Origin of the sequence: Nocardioides lijunqiniae (assembly GCF_015024225.1) — a bacterium.
Classification (GTDB): domain Bacteria; phylum Actinomycetota; class Actinomycetes; order Propionibacteriales; family Nocardioidaceae; genus Nocardioides; species Nocardioides lijunqiniae.
In genome coordinates this window covers 88,038-108,002 of the sequence record NZ_JACJGM010000013.1, presented here as the reverse complement: position 1 = coordinate 108,002, position 19,965 = coordinate 88,038, and the positions used below count along the sequence as shown (strand labels likewise).

The following is a 19,965-nucleotide window of genomic DNA, read 5'->3' as shown; positions in this document are numbered from 1 at the left end:
GTCTCAGCCCCGGGGGGACAACCGTCGCAGCGCGGTGACGTGACGGGGCTCGAGCTCGTCCAGGGACGTGACGCCCAGCAGGCGCATGGTGCGCTCGATCTGCCCGGTCAGGATCTCGATGGTGCGGTCCACGCCCTCGCGCCCGCCCGACATCAGGCCGTAGAGGTAGGCGCGGCCGATCATCGTGAAGTGGGCGCCGTGGGCGAGCGCCGCCACGATGTCCTGGCCCGACATGATGCCGGTGTCGAGGTGCACCTCGAGGTCGGACCCGACCTCGCGCACGACCTCCGGCAGCAGGTGGAAGGGCACCGGCGCGCGGTCGAGCTGGCGGCCGCCGTGGTTGGACAGCACGATCGCGTCGACGCCCAGGTCGGCGAGCCGGCGCGAGTCCTCGACGTTCTGCACGCCCTTCACCGAGATCTTGCCCGGCCACTGCGAGCGGATCCAGGCGAGGTCCTCGAAGGTGACCGTGGGGTCGAACATCGTGTCGAGCAGGTCGGCCACCGTGCCCGACCAGGAGTCGAGCGAGGCGAACGCCAGCGGCTCGGTCGTCAGGAAGTTGATCCACCACGCCGGTCGCGGGATCGCGTTGACCACGGTGCGGGGCGAGAGGGTCGGAGGGATCGTCATGCCGTTGCGCACGTCGCGCAGGCGGGCGCCGGCGACCGGGACGTCGACGGTGACCAGCAGGGTGTCGTAGCCGGCGGCGGCGGCCCGGTCGACGAGCGCCATCGACCGCTCGCGGTCCTTCCACATGTACAGCTGGAACCAGTGCCGTCCGCCGGGCGCGGCCGCGGCGACGTCCTCGATCGAGGTGGTGCCCATCGTCGACAGCGCGAACGGGATGCCGGCGGCGGCGGCCGCCGTGGCGCCGGCGATCTCGCCCTCCGACTGCATCATCCGCGTGAAGCCGGTGGGGGCGATGCCGAACGGCAGGGAGGTCGGGGCGCCGAGCACCTCGCGCGAGGTGTCGACGGTCGAGACGTCGCGCAGGATCGCCGGGTGGAACTCCACGTCGGCGAAGGCCTCGCGGGCGCGGGCCAGCGACACCTCGCCGTCGGCGGCGCCGTCGGTGTAGTCGAAGGCCGCCTTGGGCGTGCGGCGCTTGGCGATGCGGCGCAGGTCCTCGACCGTCAGCGCCGAGGCGAGCCGCCGGTCCTTGGGCGAGAGGACCGGCTTCTTGAACTTGAGCAGCGGCGCCAGGTCGTGGCGCTTGGGGAGCTGTCGCTTCATACGGGAAGTCCACCATCCTTCAGGGGGAGCCGCGACTCGGCGGCGTCCCAGTCGACACCGGCGCGAGGCAGGTGCTGTCGCACGTCGTGGGTACGGCGGACGAGGTCGCGCATGGAGGCCAGGTCGGGCACCCCGGCGCCCAGGGTGCGGGCCTGCACCAGGACGTTGCCGAGGGCCGCCGCCTCGGCGGGACCGGCGAGCACGGGCAGCTCGCAGGCGTCCGCGGTGAGCTGGCACAGCAGCTCGTTCTGCGAGCCGCCGCCCACGACGTGCACGACCTCGACGCGGCGCCCGGCGAGCTCGGCCGCCGTGCGGAGCTGGCGGCGGTAGGCCAGTGCCAGGCTGTCGAGGATGCACCTCGTGACGGCCACGGGCGTGCGCGGGATCGGCTCGCCCGCCTCTTCGGCCAGCCGCACGATCCGTGCCGGCATCGCGTCGTGCGCGCCGGTTCCGGGCGGCAGCAGCCGCGGGTCGTTGACGTCCACGACCGTGCGCGCGGCCGGGGCGTCCGTCGCGGCGGCGAGCAGCGTGTGCAGCTCCACCCGGGTGGCGCGGTCGTCACCCCAGGCCCGCAGGCACTCCGAGAGCACCCACAGCCCGGTGACGTTGCGCAGGAAGCGCACCGTCCCGTCGATGCCGCCCTCGTTGGTGAAGTCGGCCAGCCGGGCCGCCTCGCTCAGCACCGGCTCGTCGAGCTCGAGCCCGACGAGCGACCAGGTGCCGGAGGAGATGTAGGCGAAGGCCTCGTCCTGGGCCGGCACCGCGACGACCGCCGACGCGGTGTCGTGAGAGGCGACCGCGATCACGGGCACCTCCTCCCCGACGCCCAGGTGGTGGGCGACCTCCGGCAGCAGCGGTCCGACCCGGTCACCGGCGTCGCGCAGCGGCGGCAGGACCGCCCACGGGATGCCGAGGCGCTTGGCCAGGTCCAGCGCCCACTCCCGCGCGCGCACGTCGTAGAGCTGGGTGGTCGAGGCGTTGGTGCGCTCGGCCCCCACGGTCCCGGTGAGCCAGTAGCCCAGGAGGTCGGGCAGCAGCAGGAGCGACTCGGCCGACTCGAGCGCGGCCGTCCCGCGCGCGGCCACGAGCTGGTAGATCGTGTTGAAGGGCAGCTGCTGGAGCCCCGTGGTGGCGTACAGCTCGGGTCCGCTCACGGTCTGCAGGACCTGCTCCATCACGCCGTCGGTGCGGGCGTCGCGGTGGGAGTAGGGGTTGCCCAGCAGCAGCCCGTCGCGGTCGAGCAGCCCGTAGTCGACGGCCCAGGAGTCGATGCCGATGCCGTGCAGCGGACCGGTCCGCGCGACGGTGCGCAGCCCGGCCAGCACCTCGCGGTGGATGCCGAGGACGTCCCAGAACAGCCCGCCGCGGGCGCGCACGCCGCCGTTGGGGAAGCGGTGCACCTCGTCGAGCTGGAGGATCCGCTCACCGACCCGGCCGGCCATCACGCGACCGCTGGTCGCGCCCAGGTCGACCGCGGCCACCCGGACCGGAGCCGGACCGCTCATCGCAGGAAGGCGGCAGCGACACCCGCGTCGACCGGCACGTGCAGCCCGGTGGTGTGCGAGAGGTCCGGGCCGCAGAGCACGAAGACCGCGTTCGCGATGTTCTCCGGCAGCACCTCGCGCTTGAGGATCGTGCGCTGCGCGTAGAACTTGCCGAGGTCCTTCTCCTCGACGCCGTAGACCGCGGCGCGGTTGGCGCCCCAGCCGCTCGCGAAGATCCCGGAGCCCGCGACGACGCCGTCGGGGTTGACGCCGTTGACCTTGACGCCGTGCTCGCCGAGCTCGGCGGCCAGGAGCCGGACCTGGTGCGCCTGGTCGGCCTTGGTCGCGGAGTAGGCGATGTTGTTGGGACCGGCGAAGACGGAGTTCTTCGAGGAGATGTAGATGACGTCGCCGCCCATGCCCTGGTCGATGAGCACGCGCGCCGCGGCCTTCGACACCAGGAACGAGCCCTTGGCCATCACGTTGTGCTGCAGGTCCCAGTCGGCCTCGGTCGTCTCGAGCAGCGACTTGGACAGTGACAGACCGGCGTTGTTGACGACCAGGTCCACGCCACCGAAGGCGAGCACGGCGGCGTCGACCATGGCCTGCACGGCCGCCTCGTCGGAGACGTCGGCGGCCACGCCCACGGCCACGTCGGGGCCGCCGATCTCGGCGGCCGCGGCCTGCGCCTTCTCCAGCGACAGGTCGGCGATGACGACGCAGGCGCCCTCGGCGGCGAGCCGCTTGGCCGTGGCCTTGCCGATGCCGCCGGCGGCGCCGGTCACCAGCGCGATCCGGGTGGCCAGGGGCTTGGGGGCCGGCATCCGCTGGAGCTTGGCCTCCTCCAGCGCCCAGTACTCGATGCGGAACTTCTCGCTCTCGTCGATCGGGGCGTACGTCGAGAGCCCCTCGGCGCCGCGCATGACGTTGATGGCGTTGGTGTAGAACTCGCCGGCCACGCGGGCGGTCTGCTTGTCCTTGCCGTAGCTGAACATCCCGACGCCGGGCACCAGCACGATCAGCGGGTCGGCGCCGCGGATCGCGGGCGACTCCGGGGTGGCGTGGCGGTCGTAGTAGGCCTGGTAGTCCTCGCGGTAGGACACCGCGAGCTCGCGCAGCCGGGCCACCGAGTCCTCGACCGACGCGGAGGCGGGGAGGTCGAGGACGAGCGGCTTGACCTTGGTGCGCAGGAAGTGGTCGGGGCACGACGTGCCCAGCGCGGCGAGGCGGGGGTGCTCGCTGCTGGCCAGGAAGTCCAGCACCACGTCGGAGTCGGTGAAGTGCCCGACCATGGGGCGGTCCTGGGACGCGATGCCACGGATGGTGGCGCCCAGCGCCGCGGCCTTGGCGCGCCGCTCGGTCTCCGGGAGGGCGGCGTACCCCTCGAGGGCGGGGCCGAACGGCTCCGGCCTGCTGTGCTCGGCGATGTGGGCAGCGGCGGTGTCGATGATCCACAGCGAGCTGCGCTCGGCCTCCTCGCTGGTGTCGCCCCACGCGGTGATGCCGTGACCGCCCAGGATGCAGCCGACCGCCTGGGGGTTCCTCGCCTTGATCTCGGCGATGTCCAGGCCGAGCTGGAAGCCGGGACGACGCCACGGCACCCAGACCACCTTGTCGCCGAAGATCGTGGCGGTCAGGGCCTCGCCGTCGGCGGCGGTCGCGATCGCGATGCCGGAGTCGGGGTGCAGGTGGTCGACGTGCGCGGCGTCGACGAGGCCGTGCATGGCGGTGTCGATCGACGGCGCGGCGCCGCCCTTGCCGTGCAGGCAGTAGTCGAAGGCCGCCACCATCTCGTCCTCGCGCTCGACGCCGGGGTAGACGTCGACGAGGGCGCGCATGCGGTCCAGCCGCAGCACCGCCAGGCCGGTCTCCTTCAGCGTGCCGAGGTCGCCGCCCGAGCCCTTGACCCACAGCAGCTCGACGGGCTCACCGGTCACCGGGTCGGTCTCGGTGCCCTTCGCGGAGGTGTTGCCGCCGGCGTAGTTGGTGTTCTTGGGGTCGGCGCCCAGGCGGTTGGACCGAGCGATCAGCTCGGCGGCGGTCGGGTTGCTCATGTGGAAGGCGTCCTCGGGGAGAGTGTGGGTGACGGGCGGTGGGTGGGTCAGGTCCAGGACAGGGCGGTGCCGCCGACGCGGGCGGTCTCGATCTCCTGCTGGTAGCCGCTGGCGGCGTAGGCCTTCATCGGGCTGGCCGGCAGGCCGCGCTCCTCGCGCCAGGCGGCGAGGTCGGCGCGGACGTCGGTGGAGTAGGCGTCCATGAAGACCTCGTGGGCGCCGAGCACGTCGCCGGCCTCCTGCGCGGTGGCCAGCGCGTCCCGGTCGACGAGCAGCGCGCGCGCCGTCATCTCCTGGACGTTGAGGACCGAGCGGATCTGGCCGGGGATCTTGTCCTCGACGTTGTGGCACTGGTCGAGCATGAAGGCGACGTCGCTGTGGCCGTCGGGGTTGGCCGGGCCGTAGCCGCCGCCACGGATGACCTCGAACATGATGCGGAACAGCTGGAAGGGGTCGGCCGCGCCGACGATCAGGTCGTCGTCGGCGTAGAAGCGCGAGTTGAAGTCGAACGACCCGAGCCGGCCCAGACGCAGCAGCTGCATCACGATGAACTCGATGTTGGTGCCGGGGGCGTGGTGGCCGGTGTCGAGGCAGACCACCGCCCGCTCGCCGAGCGCGCTGACCTGGGCGAACGACGTGCCCCAGTCGGGGACGTCGGTGTGGTAGAACGCCGGCTCGAAGAACTTGTACTCCAGCACCAGCCGCTGGTCCTCGCCGATGCGCTCGTAGATCGTGGCCAGCGACTCGGCCAGTCGGTCCTGACGACCCCGCAGGTCGGCCTGGCCGGGGTAGTTGCTGCCCTCCGCGAGCCAGATCTTCAGGTCGCGCGACCCGGTGGCGTTCATGACGTCGATGCACTCGAAGTGGTGGTCGATCGCCTTCTGGCGGACCTTGGGGTCGGTGTGGGTCAGGGCGCCGAGCTTGTAGTCGTCGTCCTGGAAGGTGTTGGAGTTGATCGTGCCCAGGGCCACGCCCTGGTCGGCGGCGTAGGCGCGCAGCGCGACGTAGTCGTCGACCAGGTCCCAGGGGATGTGCAGGGCGACGGTGGGCGCGAGGCCGGTGAAGCGGTGCACCGTCGCGGCGTCGGCGATCTTCTCCTCCACGGAGCGCGGGGTGCCGGGCGTGCCGAACACCTTGAAGCGGGTTCCGGAGTTGCCGAACGCCCAGGAGGGGAGCTCGATCGCCTGACCCTCCAGGAGGGGCGCGATGTCGGCGAAGTTCGTCATGGTCAGCTGCCTTCGGGTGCGGTGTGGGTGGGAGCGGGGAGCTGGTCCTCCAGGTGGAAGACCTCCTCCAGCTGCAGGAACGCCTCGTCCGGCCCGACTCCGTCGAGGTCGACGAAGTACTCGGCCATGTCGGCCTGCCAGCGGGCGTTGACCTCGGTGGCGGCCATGCCGGCCTGCGCCGCGGCGAGGTCGGGGGTCTCGAGGTAGCCGATCAGCAGGCCGTCCCCGCGCAGGAACAGGGAGTAGTTGTGCCAGCCGGTGTCGTGCAGCGCCTGGCACATCTCCGGCCAGACCGCGGCGTGCACGGCGCGGTAGTCGTCGATGCGGTCGGGGCGCACCTGGAGCTGGAAGCAGACGCGCTGCATCGCGGGCCTTTCCGAGAGGGGGAGGGCTGCCGGCCGTGGGGGGACGGCCGGCAGCCCGGCGTGGGACGACGGCTCAGAAGTCGAACTCGTCGATGTTGTCGGCGTTGAAGCGGAACGGCTCGCCGAGCAGCACGCTGTTGTCGGGACCGACGGTGTACTCGCCGAGGTCGCCGGCCTCGAAGGTGTCACCCTCGCCCTCGATGTCGCCGTCGACGAGCGCCTTGGCGGCGTACGCGGCGAGGTAGCCGAGGTCGGCGGGGTTCCACAGGGCGAACTCGGTGACGGTGCCGTCGGTGACGTACTCACGCATCTGGTTGGGCGTGCCCAGACCGGTCAGCGCGACCTTGCCCTTGGCGTCCGAGGTGGACAGGTAGCGAGCGGCGGCCGCGATGCCCACCGTGGTCGGGGAGATGATGCCCTTGAGGTCGGGGTGCGACTGCAGGAGCGCGGCGGTGCGGTCGAAGGACGTCTGGTCGTCGTCGTCGCCGTAGACGGTGTCGACCACCTCGATGTCGGGGTGGTTGGCGGCGATCTCCTCCTCCATGAGCTTGATCCACTCGTTCTGGTTGGTCGCGTTGGCCGCGGCCGAGAGGAAGGCGATCTCGCCCTTGTCGCCGATCTGCTCGGCGATCATGTCGACCTGGACCTTCGCGATGCCGGCGGAGTCGGCCTGGTTGATGAACAGGTCGCGGCAGTCGGGGTTGGTGTCGGCGTCGTAGGTGACGACCTTGATGTCGGCGTCGCGCGCCTCGCCGATCGCGTCGCACAGGGCGTCGGGGTCGTTGGCGGAGATGACCAGGGCGTTGCGGCCCTGCTGCGTGGCGGTGTTGATGTAGGTGACCTGGCCGTCGGGCGAGCCCTCGGCGGGGCCGACCTCCTCGTAGCTGCCGCCGAACTCGTCGACGGCCTTCTCGCCACCGGCGTTGGAGGTGTCGAAGTAGGGGTTGCCGAGGTTCTTCGGGATGAACGTGACCGTCGTGCCGTCACCGCCGCCGGAGCCGCCGGAGCCGCCCTCGTCGTCGCTGCCGCAAGCGGTGAGAGCCAGGCTGGCGACCAGCGTCACGGCCGCGAGGGTCGAGAGTCGTCGATTCTGGAGCTTCATTCTTCTTACCTTTCGATTGCTTCCGGCAGCGTTGCCGGAATCAGCTCAGCGACCGCTTGCCGGCGCTGTCCGAGGTGCGGCCCGAGGAGCGCGCCCCCTTGCTCGCGGCCACCAGACGGCGGACAGGCGCGAGAAGACTCGTGGACATCACGGAGAGCACGAGGAGCACTCCGATGACGATGTTGATGATGTTGACCGTCTCGCCGCTCAGCAGCATGGCCCGCTGGATGACGCCGATCAGGAGCACGCCGGCGATGACGCCGTGCAGGGCGCCGCGGCCTCCGAAGATGGAGACCCCGCCGAGCAGGACCGCGGCGATCACCTGGAGCTCGAGGCCCATGGAGTTCTCGGCGCGGGCGACCCCGGTGACCAGGGTGGTGTAGATCCCGACGACGCCGGCGACCGTGCCGGCGAGCACGAAGAGGATAGCCTTGGTGCGGGCCACGTCGACCCCGGTGAAGGTGGCCGCCTCGTCGTTCAGCCCGATCTCGAAGACCCCGCGGCCGAACGGCGAGAAGTGCAGCAGCAGCGCGAAGCCGATCGCCAGCACGACGAACGGGATCAGGATCATCGGGTAGGGCTGGTCCTCGACGATGCGCTGCTTGGCCAGGTCGGTCCAGGAGTCGGGGAAGCCGGTGCGCGACTCGGTGCCGAGCAGGCCGGCCCCGATGCCGCGGAAGAGCGCCATGGTGCCGATCGTGACCGCGATCGAGGGCAGCCCGACGTAGGCGACGAGGAAGCCGTTGACGGCTCCACACACGGCGCCGAGGCCGATCGCGAGGATCGCGGCGACCCCGACCGAGAGGCCGCCGTCGACGTGGAGCATGCCGAAGCAGACGCTGGTCAGCGCGACCGTGCTCGCCACCGAGAGGTCGATCTCCCCGGTGATGATGATCGCCGTCATCGGCAGCGCGAGGAGCAGGATGCTGGCGGAGTCGCGGAACAGGTAGTACATCGTCTGCGGGCCGTCGAAGTACTCGACCGACGAACGCGAGTAGACGATGGCGGCGATCAGCAGCGCGATGACCACGAACTCGCGGCTCATCACGACGCGCTGCCAGAAGGGGCGCGAGTAGGCCGAGTAGCTGCGGGCCTGCGCGGGGGCGTCCGGGGTCAGGATGCTCATCGCACGACCTCCTCGTGGTCGGTCGGGCCCTGCGGCGCCGTCGGGAGTGGGTCCGGCCCGGGATCCGCGGGGGTCCGCCCGGCATCGGGGCCGTGCTCCCGGGCCGCGATCAGCGCGCGCTCCTGCCGGCTGACGAGCACCCGGTCCAGGACGATGGCGCACACGATCAGGGCGCCGACGACGGCCTGCTGCCAGAAGTCGGAGATGCCGAGGACCGGCAGGGCCCGGTTGATGGTGACGAGCAGGAAGGCGCCCAGGGCGGCGCCCCACACGGTGCCGCTGCCGCCGAAGATCGCCACGCCGCCGATGACCGCGGCGCCCACGGCCTCGAGCTCGATGCCCTGGCCGACGCTGGAGCTGACCGTGCCGAAGCGGGCCGCCGAGACGACGCCGGCCAGGCCGGCGAGCGCGCCGCTGAGGACGAAGGCGAAGAGGATGCGCCGGCTCACCGACAGGCCGTAGAGCTGGGCCGCGTCGGGGTCGGAGCCGATGGCGTAGAGCTCGCGGCCACCGCGGGTGGTGTGGAGGTAGTAGCCGACCAGGCCCAGCACGACGGCCGCCACGATCGTGAGCACCGGGATGCCGAGGATCGACTCCGTGCCGAGGTCGCGGAAGGAGCGGGGCATGTCGTCGGCGTTGATCCGGTCGCTGCCGGCCCAGGTCAGGAAGGCGCCGCGGTAGATGTACATCGTGCCGAGCGTGATCACGAGCGCGGGCACGCGGCCCCACGAGACGAGCACGCCGTTGACCAGGCCGAGCGCGGCGCCCATCAGCACGCCGGCGAGCACCACGACGATGATCGGCAGGCTGGTGTCGATGAACAGGCGCCCGGTGAGGTACGCCGTCAGCCCGAGTGTCGAGCCGACCGAGAGGTCGACGTTGCGGGTGATGATCACCGCGGTCTGGCCGACGGCCAGCAGGACCAGCGACGACGGGGTCAGCAGCAGGTCGCGCCAGCCGGTGGAGGCGAAGAGGAACGAGTCGCTCTTGGCCGTGGTGACGGCGATGAGCAGGAGCAGCACGACCGCCACGGCCAGCTCGCGCGAGCGCAGCAGGTCCTTGACGAGCCGGCTCCCGGTGGAGGCGGCGCTGGGCTTGACCAGGGTGTCGCTCATGCCGGGACCTCCGTGCCGGTGTGGGTGACGGAGTTGGTGGCCGCGAACATGACGTTCTCGGGCGTGGCCTCGTCGCGGTCGAGCTCGGCGGTGATGCGGCCCTCGCAGACCACCAGGATCCGGTCGGCCATGCCGAGGACCTCCGGGAGCTCGGAGGAGATCATCAGGATCGCGAGACCCTGACCGGCGAGGTCGGAGAGCAGGCGGTGGACCTCGGCCTTGGTGCCGACGTCGATGCCGCGCGTGGGCTCGTCGATGATCAGCAGCCGCGGCTCGGTCGCCAGCCACTTGGCGATGACGACCTTCTGCTGGTTGCCGCCGCTCATCGTCGAGGCCGTCATGTCCAGCGCGCTGGTCTTGACCTCGAGCCGACCGGCCCAGGGGCCGGCGGCGCGGTTCTCCGCGCGGCCGGTGAGCAGGCCGCCTCGGGTCAGGCCGCGGCGGATGACGCCGGCGACGTTGCGGGCCACCGAGCTCTCGGTGATGAGCCCCTGCTTGCGGCGGTCCTCGGGGACGAAGGCCATCCCGGCGCGGATCGCGGCCCGCGGGCTGCGCGCCGGGACGCGCTTGCCCAGGAGCTCGACCGAGCCGGTGTCGTAGCGGTCGACGCCGAAGACGGCGCGGGCGATCTCGGAGCGGCCGGCGCCGACGAGTCCGGCCAGGCCGACGATCTCGCCGGCCCGGACCTGGAAGGAGACGTCCTGGAAGAGGCCGGTCGAGCCGAGGTCGCGCACGTCGAGCACCACGTCGCCGATCTCGGCGGGGGCCTTGGGGAACAGCTCGCCGACCTCGCGGCCGACCATCTGCGCGACCAGGGCGTCGACGTTCGTCTCGGCGATGTCCCACGTGGCGACGTACTCGCCGTCGCGCATCACGGTGACGGTGTCGCACAGGGCGAAGACCTCGTCGAAGCGGTGGGAGATGAAGACCAGCGCGCGACCCTCGTCGCGCAGGCTGCGGGCGACCGCGAACAGCCGCTCGACCTCGACGCCGCTGAGCGCGGCGGTCGGCTCGTCCATGATCAGCAGGCTGGCGTCGAGCGAGATGGCCTTGGCGATCTCGATGATCTGCTGGTCGGCGATGGACAGGCCGCGCGCCAGCCGGCGCGGGTCGATGGAGACGCCGAGGCGCGAGAAGAGCTCGCCGGCCTCGCGGTGCATGCGGGCACGGTCGATGCGACGGCCGCGGCCGCGGGGCTGGCGCCCCATGAAGATGTTCTCGGTGACCGAGAGGTCGGGGAAGAGCGTCGGCTCCTGGTAGATGACCGCGATGCCCGCGGCCTTGGACTCCGCGGTCGAGCCGAAGTCGACGTCCTCGCCGTGGAAGCGGAAGGTGCCGGCGTCGCGCCGGTGTACCCCCGCCACGATCTTGATGAGGGTCGACTTGCCGGCGCCGTTCTCACCCACGAGCGCGTGGATGGACCCCGCCCTGACGGACAGGCTCGCGGAGCGGAGGGCGACCACGGCGCCGAACGACTTGCGCACGTCGGCGAGCTCGAGTGCCACGCTGCTGGGCTCCTGCACGGGTTCCCCTGACGTATTGAAAGGTTTCACTTACGAGCCCGTACGCTAGGTGACTGCCGTCACAGGCGTCAAGAACTTCCAGGGAAAAGGTTTCACGTTCGTTACCTGGCGAGCGCGGCTAGGGTGACGGCGACTCACGGGAAGGGAGCCACGGGTGGTGCAGCAAGGGGGGCGCGACGCCTCGGTCGTCGACGTCGCCGCGGCAGCGGGGGTCTCCCTCGGCACCGTGTCCAACGTGCTCAACCGGCCGGACCGGGTTAGCCCCGCCACCCGGGCCAAGGTGCAGGCGGCCATGCAGGAGCTCGGCTTCGTGCGCAACGAGTCCGCCCGGCAGCTGCGCGCGGGGCACAGCCGGGTCATCGGCTACGTGATGCTCGACGTGAGCAACCCGTTCTTCACCGACGTCGCGGGCGGCATCGACCGCGCCACCGCCGACTCCGACCTGTCGCTGTTCCTGTGCACGAGCGACAACGACCCGCGACGTGAGGCGGCGTACCTGCGCAACCTGCAGCAGCAGCGCGTGCAGGGCATCCTGCTGACGCCGGTCGACGCCTCGTCGTCGCTGCTCGACGAGATCGCGCGCCACACGCCGCTCGTGATCGTCGACCGCACCCGCGACGACGACAGCTTCTGCTCCGCGGCCGCCGACGACGTGGCCGGGGGGCGCCTGGCCGTCGAGCACCTGGTGGAGCGCGGACACACCCGGATCGCGTTCGTCGGCGGGCCCTCCTCCATCGGCCAGGTGCGCGACCGGCACCAGGGCGCGCGCGAGGCGTTCCGCGACGCGGGCCTGCCCGACGACGGGCTGGTCGCCATCACCACCCCCGGCCTGACCTTCGCCGACGGCCGGGAGGCCGGCGAGCGGCTGGCCGGCCTGTCGGAGCGCCGACGGCCCACCGCGGCCTTCTGCGCCAACGACCTGGTCGCGCTGGGCCTGCTGCAGCACATGACCGAGATCGGCCGGCGGGTGCCGGAGGACCTGGCGATCGTCGGCTTCGACGACATCGACTTCGCGGCCGCCGCGGCGGTGCCGCTCACGTCGGTGCGCCAGCCGCGCGGCAGCCTCGGCCGGGCCGCGGCGGAGCTCCTGCTCGACGAGGCGACCAACCCGGCGCACCGGCACCAGCAGATCACCTTCACGCCGGACCTGGTGGCCCGGCGCTCCACGCAGAACTAGCCGTCGGTGGGGGGCGCCGTCACGGGCGACGTGGGCGTCACGGGCGTCGCCTCAGGGGCGGGCGGCGTGGGCACCGGTGCGGGCGTGGGCGCCTGCGAGGGGGAGGGCTTGGGCGGCTTCGGCGGCTTCGGCGTCGGCTGGGGGCTCGGCTTCGGGGGCGCCGGGGCCGGGGCCGGGTCGGCGGACGGCGCAGCGGGGGACGGCGCCGGGGCGGGCGCCGTGGGGGCCACGTCGACGACGTAGGTCAGCGACTCGCTGGCCTCGGCGAGCGGCCGGTCGACGAAGCGCCAGCGGTAGGAGGTGCGGGTCGTCGGCGTCACCGTCACGCGGGCGTCGTCGGCGTCCACGACGGCGACCGTCGTCCAGCGCTCCGCCCCCGCGGGCAGCTCCTCGAGCAGGAGGGTGGCGTCCGGGACGACGCCGCCGGAGACCTCCAGGACGCCCCGGAGCTCGACGCTCTCGCCGGCCTCGACGGTGGTGCGGCCGCCGAGCATCTGGGTGGAGGTGGCCAGCCCCTCGACGTCGTACGTCGTGACGGCACCGCGGGTGCCGGAGCGCAGCGCGTCCATGCTGAAGGGGCGGCCGTCGCAGCCGAACCCGACCGTGAAGAGCCCGGGGCCGTCGCCGCCGTTGGCGGCCGCGAAGGCGCGGACGGTGGTGGCGGGCGCGGTGGAGGCCGGCGTCACGACCCGGCCGGTGGCGAGGTCGTACTTCGTCCAGACGTAGGACAGCAGCGTGGCGTCGACGTTCTGCCAGACGCCGGTCGCGGCGGTGACCGTGGCCCGGCCGAACCACACCAGGTCGGTGCCGACGTCGGCGGGCGAGCGGTAGCCGGCGTAGGCCACGCCGGTGCCACCGCTCGGCGCGTGCACGGTCATGCCGGCGGCGGTGGCGCGGGAGACGGAGGCGACCGAGAAGAGCCCGCCCATGGCGTTGCCCCCGGCGAGGTCGAAGCCGAGGCTGCGCTGGCCGGCGGGAGCGAGCCCGGGCGCGCGGCCGATGCGGGGCTGGACCTGCTCCGGCGCGCGGTCGAAGAGGGAGCTGCAGCCGACGAAGCCGAGCTGCGCCCCGGCGTCGGGGAAGGCGGTCCCGCGGACGGTCACGGTCGAGTCTGCGTGGGCAGGAGCGACCGACGCCACGGTGGCCGCGGCCAGCGTGGCGAGCACTCCCAGACCGGCACGGATCGACACGAGCAGAAGCCTAACCCCGCTCGGGTGAACGCGTCCCCTCAATCTGGTGAAGCCCTGGCACGCTGGGAGGCGAAGAAGTCCTCGAGGAGGGTCGTCGACTCCTCGGCGAGGACCCCCGCCACCACCTCGGGGCGGTGGTTGAGACGCCGGTCGCGCACCACGTCCCAGAGACTGCCGACCGCGCCGGCCTTGTCGTCGTAGGCGCCGAAGACGACCCGGTCGACCCGGCTGAGCACGGCGGCCCCTGCGCACATCGTGCAGGGCTCGAGGGTGACGACGAGCGTCCAGCCGTCCAGGCGCCACTCCCCCCTCGCCGCGGCCGCGGCCCGCAGCGCCACGACCTCGGCGTGACCCGTGGGGTCCCCCTCGGCCTCGCGCACGTTGCGACCGGTCGCGACGATCGCGCCGTCGGCGGCCACCACCACCGCGCCGATCGGGACATCGTCGGCCGCGAGGGCGGCGCGCGCCTGGTCCAGGGCCGCGAGCATGGGCTCGCGCCACGGCGTGCGGTCGCTCACGCGGAGGTGAGGCCGACCGCGTCGTCGAACTGCTCGCCGAAGCCCATCCGGCGGGCGACCTCGGAGAGGATCTCGTCGGGGTAGGAGTCGACGTCGTCGAGCAGGATCGCGAGGTCCATCGCGGGCACGCCGAGGTCGCCCAGGAGGTCGAGGTCGCCGGCCGGCGCCTGCTCGTCGTCGTCCTCGAGCGGCGGCAGGCGGAGGAAGTCGAGCGCCGAGGAGGCCAGCTCCCACTCGTCGGCGGCGGTGACGTCGGAGAGCAGGACCCGGGTCCGGGGGCCGGCGACGCGCACGACGACGAAGAAGTCCTCGTCGACGGCGACCAGGCCGACCGCCCCGTGGTCGCCGGGGAACCGGCGCAGGGCGTGGGCCAGCGTCTCCACGTCGGCGAGGGTGTCGTGGACGAGCTCGTGCACGGTCCAGACGCCCTCCTCGCGGTAGGCGGCCAGCGCGAAGTCGACGCCGTCGGAGGTCTGGGACATCGCCGCTCCTCCGCTCGCTCCCGCCGGTCGTGGCACCGGACTCCTCCAGGGTGGCACGCCCAGCGGCGACGGCCAACCCTCTTCGCCTCGGGTTCCACTACGGTTTGCGCATGCGTACCCACGTCGTCGACCACCCGCTCGTCGCCCACAAGCTCACGACGCTGCGCGACGTGCGCACCGACTCGCCGACGTTCCGCAGCCTCACCGACGAGCTGGTCACGCTCCTGGCCTACGAGGCCACCCGCGACGTGCGCGTCGACCCGCACGAGATCGAGACGCCCGTGTCGCCCATGACCGGCGTCCGGCTGGCCACCCCCAAGCCCCTGGTCGTGCCGATCCTGCGCGCCGGCCTCGGCATGCTCGACGGGATGATGCGGCTGCTGCCGACGGCCGAGGTCGGCTTCCTCGGGATGATGCGCAACGAGGAGACGCTCGAGGCGTCGACGTACGCCGAGCGGCTGCCCGAGGACCTGTCGGGGCGCCAGTGCTACGTCCTCGACCCGATGCTGGCCACCGGCGGCACGCTCGCCGCGGCGATCCGCTTCCTCACCGACCGCGGCGCGGACCACATCACCGCGATCTGCCTGCTCGCCGCTCCCGAGGGCTGCGCGCGCCTCGAGGAGGCGCTGACCGGCCTCGACGTCCCCGTCACCGTCGTCACCGCGGCGATGGACGAGCGGCTCAACGAGAAGGGCTACATCGTGCCCGGCCTCGGCGACGCGGGCGACCGGCTCTACGGGCTCGCGCACTGACCCTCGGGGTCGTGGACCGACGGGCCTGGGCAGTGAGCCAGGTCACACGTCGCGCTGTGTAGGTTGACCTGCGGCTCAACCCACAGGAGGCAGCGTGCGCATCGGCATCCCGCGCGAGTCCAAGGCCGGCGAGACCCTCGTCGCCGCCACCCCGAAGACCGCGGCCCAGCTGGTCGGACTCGGCTACGAGGTGGTCGTGGAGTCCGGCGCCGGGCTGCTCGCCGACCAGCCGGACGACGCGTTCACCGAGGCCGGCGTCACCGTGGTCCCCGCCGACGAGGTGTGGGAGAGCGACGTCGTGGTCAAGGTCAACGCCCCCACCCCGGCCGAGATCCGGACCCTGCGCCCGCAGGCGACGGTGGTGTCGCTGATGGCGCCGGCACGGAGCCCCGAGCTCGTCGAGCGGCTGCACCAGGCCGGTGTCACCGCCCTCGCGATGGACGCCGTGCCCCGGATCTCCCGGGCGCAGTCGATGGACGTGCTCTCCTCCATGGCCAACGTCGCGGGCTACCGCGCGGTGATCGAGGCCGCCCACGTGTTCGGTCGCCAGTTCACCGGTCAGGTCACGGCCGCCGGCAAGGTCCCGCCCGCCCGGGTGTTCGTCGTCGGCGCCGGAGTCGCCGGCCTCGCCGCGATCGGGGCGGCCGGCGCCATGGGCGCGGTCGTGCGGGCGTTCGACGTGCGGCCCGAGGTCGCCGAGCAGGTCGAGTCGATGGGCGCGCAGTTCGTCACGGTCGACATGGAGCAGGAGGTCAGCGCCGACGGCTACGCCAAGGAGATGACCGCCGAGCAGGTGGCCGCCACCGCCGCGATGTACGACGCGGAGGCGCGCGCCGCCGACATCGTCATCACCACCGCGCTGATCCCGGGCCGGCCCGCGCCGCTGCTGATCACGGCCGACACCGTGGCGGGGATGGCCAACGGCAGCGTGGTCGTCGACATGGCGGCGGCCAACGGCGGCAACTGCGAGCTGACCGTCGCCGACGAGAAGGTCGTCACCGGCAACCTGGTGACGATCCTGGGCTACACCGACCTGGCCGGCCGTCTGGCGGCGCAGACCTCCCAGCTCTACGGCACCAACGTCGTCAACCTGTTCAAGCTGCTCACCCCCGCCAAGGACGGTCAGCTGGTCCTCGACCTCGACGACGTCGTCCAGCGCGGCATCACGGTCACCCACGGCGGCGAGCTCCTCTGGCCGCCCCCGCCCGTGCAGGTCTCCGCGGCGCCGCCGGCGGCGCCGGCGGCGGCCGTCGAGCCCGCGGCCCCGAAGCCGCCGCCCGACCCACGGCGCAAGGTCTACGCCGCCGCGCTCGGCGCCGTGCTGTTCGCCGTGCTGGCGGCGTACTCGCCGGGGCCGTTCCTCAACCACTTCACGGTCTTCGTGCTCGCGGTCTTCGTGGGCTACTACGTCATCTCCAACGTCGCGCACGCGCTGCACACGCCGCTGATGAGCGAGACCAACGCGATCAGCGGGATCATCCTGGTCGGCGGCATCCTCCAGGTCGGGTCGACCGACGTGGCCGTCTCGGTCCTCGCGACCGTGGCCGTGCTCGTGGCGAGCATCAACATCTTCGGCGGGTTCCTCGTGACGCTGCGGATGCTCGAGATGTTCAGGAAGGACTGAGATGAGCGACTTCCTGACCTCGGACGAGCTGCCGGGGCTGGTGCAGGCGGCCTACATCATCGCGGCCGTGCTGTTCATCGGCGCGCTGGCCGGCCTGTCCCGGCACGAGACCGCCAAGCGCGGCAACCTCGCCGGCATGGTCGGCATGGGCCTCGCCCTCCTCGCCACCCTGCTCCTGGCCGCGCGCCAGGCCGAGCTGCCCGACCCGCTCGACCACTGGCGCGGGCTCGGCTCCACCCTGGGCGCGATCCTGGCGGCGATGCTGGTCGGTGCGGTCATCGGCGCGTGGCGCGCCCGCACCGTCCAGATGACCGGGATGCCCGAGCTGGTCGCGATCCTGCACAGCTTCGTCGGCCTGGCGGCCGTGCTGGTGGGCCTCAACTCCTTCCTCGACCCCGAGGCGCCCACCGTCGGGTCGCTCGGGACGATCCACGAGGTGGAGGTGTTCATCGGCGTCTTCATCGGCGCGGTGACCTTCACCGGCTCGATCGTGGCCAACCTCAAGCTGAGCGCGAGGATGAAGTCGACGCCGCTCGCGCTGCCCGGTCGGCACCTGCTGAACCTCGCGATCATCGTGCTCTCGGTGGCGCTGCTCGTGTGGTTCATGAACGACCACGACAACGGGATCATCCCGCTGCTGCTGATGACCGCGCTGGCCCTGGCGCTGGGCTTCCACCTGGTCGCCGCGATCGGCGGCGGCGACATGCCGGTGGTCGTCTCGATGCTCAACAGCTACTCCGGCTGGGCGGCCGCGGCCGCGGGCTTCCTGCTCGACAACGACCTGCTGATCATCACCGGCTCGCTCGTCGGGTCCTCCGGCGCGATCCTGTCCTACATCATGTGCAAGGCGATGAACCGCTCGTTCATCTCGGTCATCGCCGGAGGCTTCGGCTCCGACGGCGCCGTCAGCGGCGAGGCCCGCGACTACGGGGAGCACCGCGAGATCCGGGCCGCCGAGGCCGCCGAGCTGCTGGCCGACGCCTCGTCGGTGGTGATCACGCCGGGCTACGGCATGGCGGTGGCGCAGGCGCAGTACCCGGTCGCCGAGCTCACCGCCAAGCTGCGCGCCCGCGGGGTCGACGTCCGCTTCGGCATCCACCCGGTCGCCGGGCGGCTGCCGGGACACATGAACGTGCTGCTCGCCGAGGCCCGCGTGCCCTACGACGTCGTCCTGGAGATGGACGAGATCAACGCGGACTTCGCGTCGACCGACGTGGTGCTGGTCATCGGGGCCAACGACACGGTCAACCCCGCGGCGCTCGACGAGCCCGGGTCCCCGATCGCGGGCATGCCCGTGCTCGAGGTCTGGCACGCGCGCGACGTGATCGTCTTCAAGCGGTCGATGGCCACCGGCTACGCAGGCGTGCAGAACCCGCTGTTCTTCAAGGAGAACTCCCGGATGCTGTTCGGCGACGCCAAGGACCGCGTCGAGGACATCGTGCGCGCCCTGCCGTCCTGAGCCTGCCGAGCCGACCCTCGTTCGTCGGACGTTCATCCGCCCTGGGTAGGTTCGGAGGGTGGAGACCGACGCCGTCCTGACCCTGCTCAAGGACGTGGCCGCGGAGGTGATCAACCCCCGCTTCCGCGCCCTCGCGAGTGCCGAGATCTCGCACAAGGGACCGGGTGACCTGGTCACCGTCGCCGACCGCGAGGCCGAGGTGCTGCTCACCGACGCCCTCGAGGCCGCCTACCCCGGCGCCGTCGTGCTCGGCGAGGAGGCCACGGCCGCCGACGCCTCGGTGCTGGAGCGCTACCAGGCCGCCGAGCACGCCTTCACCGTCGATCCCGTCGACGGCACCAAGAACTTCGTCGCCGGCTCCCCCGACCACGCGGTCATGGTGGCCGAGCTGCGCGGCGGCGACGTGGTGCGCAGCTGGATCTGGCAGCCCCAGCACGAGGTCTCCTTCGTCGCCGAGCGCGGCGCGGGCGCCTGGCGCAACGGCGAGCCCCTGGTCCGCCCGCCGCTGCGCGACGCCGTGCGCGGGGTGACCTCACGCCGTACCTGGATCGGGCGGGCGCTCGGCACGCTGCGCGCGCTCGACCTGACCTGGGTCTGCTGCGGCGTCGACTACCCCCAGCTCGTCGAGGGCGGCGCCGACTACGCGCTCTACGCCGGCACGAAGCCGTGGGACCACGCCCCCGGCTCGCTGCTGCTCAGCGAGACCGGCGGCCACGTCGGCACCTTCGGCGGCGCGGCCTACCGGCCCCAGGAGCCCGAGCCGCGCGGGCTCATCGCCGCGGCCGACCCGGCGACGTACGACCTCGTGCAGGGGCTGGTGCCGTCGCTGCCGGGCGTCTCGTCGTCGGCGTAGGGGGCAGTTTCCCCAAGGTATGCAGCCGAAGCGTCACTTCCCTCGCGCTGCATCCCCAGGGAAGTGACGGTCCACCTGCATCCCTTGGGGAAACGGTCGGGGGCCCCGCCCCTCACCCCAGCGGGAACGTCTCGACCAGCTCGTAGCGCGGACGCCGGCGCGCGCCCTGGCCGAGGTGCGAGGCGATCAGCGACACCTGGTCGACGGTGAACGTCGGGCCCTCGTAGGCGTCGAGCAGGCGCACCCAGCTCGTGACCTCGGTGGGCCGGCCGATGCGGGCCACGGTCAGGTGCGGGCGGAAGCGGCGGCCGTCGATCTCGATGCCGGAGGTCGCCGCGGCGGTGCGAGTGCCCGCGGCGAGCCGCTCGAGCGAGGTGCTCTCGTCGGGCTCGAGCGCCAGGTCGGCATAGAGGACGCGGGCGCGGGCCACGTCGGGGAAGGCTCCCCCGCCGGCCACCCGCGTCGCGAACGGCGTACGGCGCGCGGCGGCGGACCCGAGGCGCTCGACGAGGTCGTCGAGCCGGCGGTCGGGCACCGACTCGAGGAAGGCCAGCGTGAGGTGCAGCTGGTCGAACGGCGCCCAGCGGAACGACGCCGCCTCGCGGCGGGGCTCCAGGAACGCGTCGAGGTGCTCGGTCACGACCAGTGGTGGCACGACGGCCACGAACATGCGCTGCCCCAT

18 protein-coding genes are annotated in these 19,965 nt (G+C 72.4%); 5 read left to right on the top strand and 13 right to left on the bottom strand.

All coding sequences use genetic code 11. The annotated features are described in order from the left end of the window. Positions 1-3: 3 nt before the first annotated feature. The 9 genes from IRQ30_RS10440 to IRQ30_RS10400 all read right to left on the bottom strand — a co-directional run bounded on the left by IRQ30_RS10440 (position 4) and on the right by IRQ30_RS10400 (position 11,210). Positions 4-1,233, bottom strand: a complete 1,230-nt coding sequence (locus tag IRQ30_RS10440; protein ID WP_193607909.1) for an alpha-hydroxy acid oxidase — start codon at positions 1,231-1,233, stop codon at positions 4-6. Then, the gene (locus tag IRQ30_RS10435; protein ID WP_193612824.1) at positions 1,230-2,738 is read right to left on the bottom strand and encodes a rhamnulokinase; all 1,509 of its coding nucleotides are present in this window, start codon (positions 2,736-2,738) and stop codon (positions 1,230-1,232) included. Before IRQ30_RS10435 ends, IRQ30_RS10440 begins: the two co-directional genes overlap by 4 nt. Beyond that, entirely contained in the window at positions 2,735-4,771 is a 2,037-nt protein-coding gene (locus IRQ30_RS10430) for a bifunctional aldolase/short-chain dehydrogenase (protein WP_193612823.1), read from the bottom strand. Before IRQ30_RS10430 ends, IRQ30_RS10435 begins: the two co-directional genes overlap by 4 nt. Positions 4,772-4,818: 47 nt before the next feature. Then, entirely contained in the window at positions 4,819-5,997 is a 1,179-nt protein-coding gene (gene rhaI, locus IRQ30_RS10425) for an L-rhamnose isomerase (protein WP_193612822.1), read from the bottom strand. A gap of 2 nt (positions 5,998-5,999) precedes the next feature. After that, positions 6,000-6,362 carry an L-rhamnose mutarotase gene (locus tag IRQ30_RS10420; RefSeq protein WP_193612821.1) on the bottom strand — a complete coding sequence of 121 codons (363 nt, stop codon included), beginning with the start codon at positions 6,360-6,362 and terminating at the stop codon, positions 6,000-6,002. Positions 6,363-6,435: 73 nt separating this feature from the next. Beyond that, positions 6,436-7,464: a rhamnose ABC transporter substrate-binding protein gene (gene rhaS, locus IRQ30_RS10415; RefSeq protein ID WP_193607914.1), complete on the bottom strand. Its 1,029-nt coding sequence runs from the start codon at positions 7,462-7,464 to the stop codon at positions 6,436-6,438. A gap of 40 nt (positions 7,465-7,504) precedes the next feature. Next, a complete protein-coding gene (locus tag IRQ30_RS10410) occupies positions 7,505-8,590 on the bottom strand; it encodes an ABC transporter permease (RefSeq protein ID WP_193612820.1) in 1,086 nt (361 codons plus the stop codon). Further along, positions 8,587-9,705 (bottom strand): ABC transporter permease, encoded by a 1,119-nt coding sequence (locus IRQ30_RS10405; RefSeq protein WP_193607916.1) that lies wholly within the window; start codon positions 9,703-9,705, stop codon positions 8,587-8,589. Before IRQ30_RS10405 ends, IRQ30_RS10410 begins: the two co-directional genes overlap by 4 nt. Next, the gene (locus IRQ30_RS10400; RefSeq protein WP_338087787.1) at positions 9,702-11,210 is read right to left on the bottom strand and encodes a sugar ABC transporter ATP-binding protein; all 1,509 of its coding nucleotides are present in this window, start codon (positions 11,208-11,210) and stop codon (positions 9,702-9,704) included. Before IRQ30_RS10400 ends, IRQ30_RS10405 begins: the two co-directional genes overlap by 4 nt. A gap of 172 nt (positions 11,211-11,382) precedes the next feature. Here IRQ30_RS10400 and IRQ30_RS10395 point away from each other — a divergent pair, with 172 nt between their 5' ends. Next, positions 11,383-12,405, top strand: a complete 1,023-nt coding sequence (locus tag IRQ30_RS10395; protein WP_338089652.1) for a LacI family DNA-binding transcriptional regulator — start codon at positions 11,383-11,385, stop codon at positions 12,403-12,405. Here the strand turns inward: IRQ30_RS10395 and IRQ30_RS10390 are convergent. From IRQ30_RS10390 to IRQ30_RS10380, 3 genes are read right to left on the bottom strand one after another with little or no spacing between them, the layout of a single operon-like run. Continuing rightward, positions 12,402-13,595, bottom strand: coding sequence for a hypothetical protein (locus IRQ30_RS10390; RefSeq protein ID WP_193612819.1), 1,194 nt, complete (start codon positions 13,593-13,595; stop codon positions 12,402-12,404). The two genes, IRQ30_RS10395 and IRQ30_RS10390, sit on opposite strands and share 4 nt — an antisense overlap. Positions 13,596-13,633: 38 nt before the next feature. Further along, positions 13,634-14,083, bottom strand: a complete 450-nt coding sequence (locus tag IRQ30_RS10385; RefSeq protein WP_193612839.1) for a nucleoside deaminase — start codon at positions 14,081-14,083, stop codon at positions 13,634-13,636. A 26-nt stretch (positions 14,084-14,109) separates the two neighbouring features. Beyond that, positions 14,110-14,595: a tRNA adenosine deaminase-associated protein gene (locus tag IRQ30_RS10380; RefSeq protein WP_193612818.1), complete on the bottom strand. Its 486-nt coding sequence runs from the start codon at positions 14,593-14,595 to the stop codon at positions 14,110-14,112. Between the two features lie 110 nt (positions 14,596-14,705). On the opposite strand from IRQ30_RS10380, the gene upp reads away from it, so the two are divergent. The 4 genes from upp to IRQ30_RS10360 all read left to right on the top strand — a co-directional run bounded on the left by upp (position 14,706) and on the right by IRQ30_RS10360 (position 19,283). Next, entirely contained in the window at positions 14,706-15,347 is a 642-nt protein-coding gene (gene upp, locus IRQ30_RS10375; protein ID WP_193607920.1) for a uracil phosphoribosyltransferase, read from the top strand. A gap of 94 nt (positions 15,348-15,441) precedes the next feature. Then, complete coding sequence (locus tag IRQ30_RS10370; protein ID WP_193612817.1) at positions 15,442-16,971, top strand: Re/Si-specific NAD(P)(+) transhydrogenase subunit alpha; 1,530 nt, start codon at positions 15,442-15,444, stop codon at positions 16,969-16,971. A gap of 1 nt (position 16,972) precedes the next feature. Next, positions 16,973-18,430, top strand: coding sequence for a Re/Si-specific NAD(P)(+) transhydrogenase subunit beta (pntB, locus tag IRQ30_RS10365; RefSeq protein ID WP_193612816.1), 1,458 nt, complete (start codon positions 16,973-16,975; stop codon positions 18,428-18,430). A gap of 58 nt (positions 18,431-18,488) precedes the next feature. Further along, complete coding sequence (locus IRQ30_RS10360; protein WP_193612815.1) at positions 18,489-19,283, top strand: inositol monophosphatase family protein; 795 nt, start codon at positions 18,489-18,491, stop codon at positions 19,281-19,283. A gap of 112 nt (positions 19,284-19,395) precedes the next feature. Here IRQ30_RS10360 and thpR read toward each other — a convergent pair whose 3' ends face one another. Next, the gene (gene thpR / locus IRQ30_RS10355; RefSeq protein WP_193607924.1) at positions 19,396-19,965 is read right to left on the bottom strand and encodes an RNA 2',3'-cyclic phosphodiesterase; all 570 of its coding nucleotides are present in this window, start codon (positions 19,963-19,965) and stop codon (positions 19,396-19,398) included.

Coding starts and splice junctions, on each gene's coding strand:
- rhaS (WP_193607914.1), bottom strand. CDS start 7,464: ATGAAGCTCCAGAATCGACGACTCTCGACCCTCGCGGCCGTGACGCTG.
- IRQ30_RS10380 (WP_193612818.1), bottom strand. CDS start 14,595: ATGTCCCAGACCTCCGACGGCGTCGACTTCGCGCTGGCCGCCTACCGC.
- upp (WP_193607920.1), top strand. CDS start 14,706: ATGCGTACCCACGTCGTCGACCACCCGCTCGTCGCCCACAAGCTCACG.
- rhaI (WP_193612822.1), bottom strand. CDS start 5,997: ATGACGAACTTCGCCGACATCGCGCCCCTCCTGGAGGGTCAGGCGATC.
- pntB (WP_193612816.1), top strand. CDS start 16,973: ATGAGCGACTTCCTGACCTCGGACGAGCTGCCGGGGCTGGTGCAGGCG.
- thpR (WP_193607924.1), bottom strand. CDS start 19,965: ATGGGGCAGCGCATGTTCGTGGCCGTCGTGCCACCACTGGTCGTGACC.
- IRQ30_RS10405 (WP_193607916.1), bottom strand. CDS start 9,705: ATGAGCGACACCCTGGTCAAGCCCAGCGCCGCCTCCACCGGGAGCCGG.
- IRQ30_RS10385 (WP_193612839.1), bottom strand. CDS start 14,083: ATGCTCGCGGCCCTGGACCAGGCGCGCGCCGCCCTCGCGGCCGACGAT.
- IRQ30_RS10440 (WP_193607909.1), bottom strand. CDS start 1,233: ATGAAGCGACAGCTCCCCAAGCGCCACGACCTGGCGCCGCTGCTCAAG.
- IRQ30_RS10420 (WP_193612821.1), bottom strand. CDS start 6,362: ATGCAGCGCGTCTGCTTCCAGCTCCAGGTGCGCCCCGACCGCATCGAC.
- IRQ30_RS10430 (WP_193612823.1), bottom strand. CDS start 4,771: ATGAGCAACCCGACCGCCGCCGAGCTGATCGCTCGGTCCAACCGCCTG.
- IRQ30_RS10410 (WP_193612820.1), bottom strand. CDS start 8,590: ATGAGCATCCTGACCCCGGACGCCCCCGCGCAGGCCCGCAGCTACTCG.
- IRQ30_RS10435 (WP_193612824.1), bottom strand. CDS start 2,738: ATGAGCGGTCCGGCTCCGGTCCGGGTGGCCGCGGTCGACCTGGGCGCG.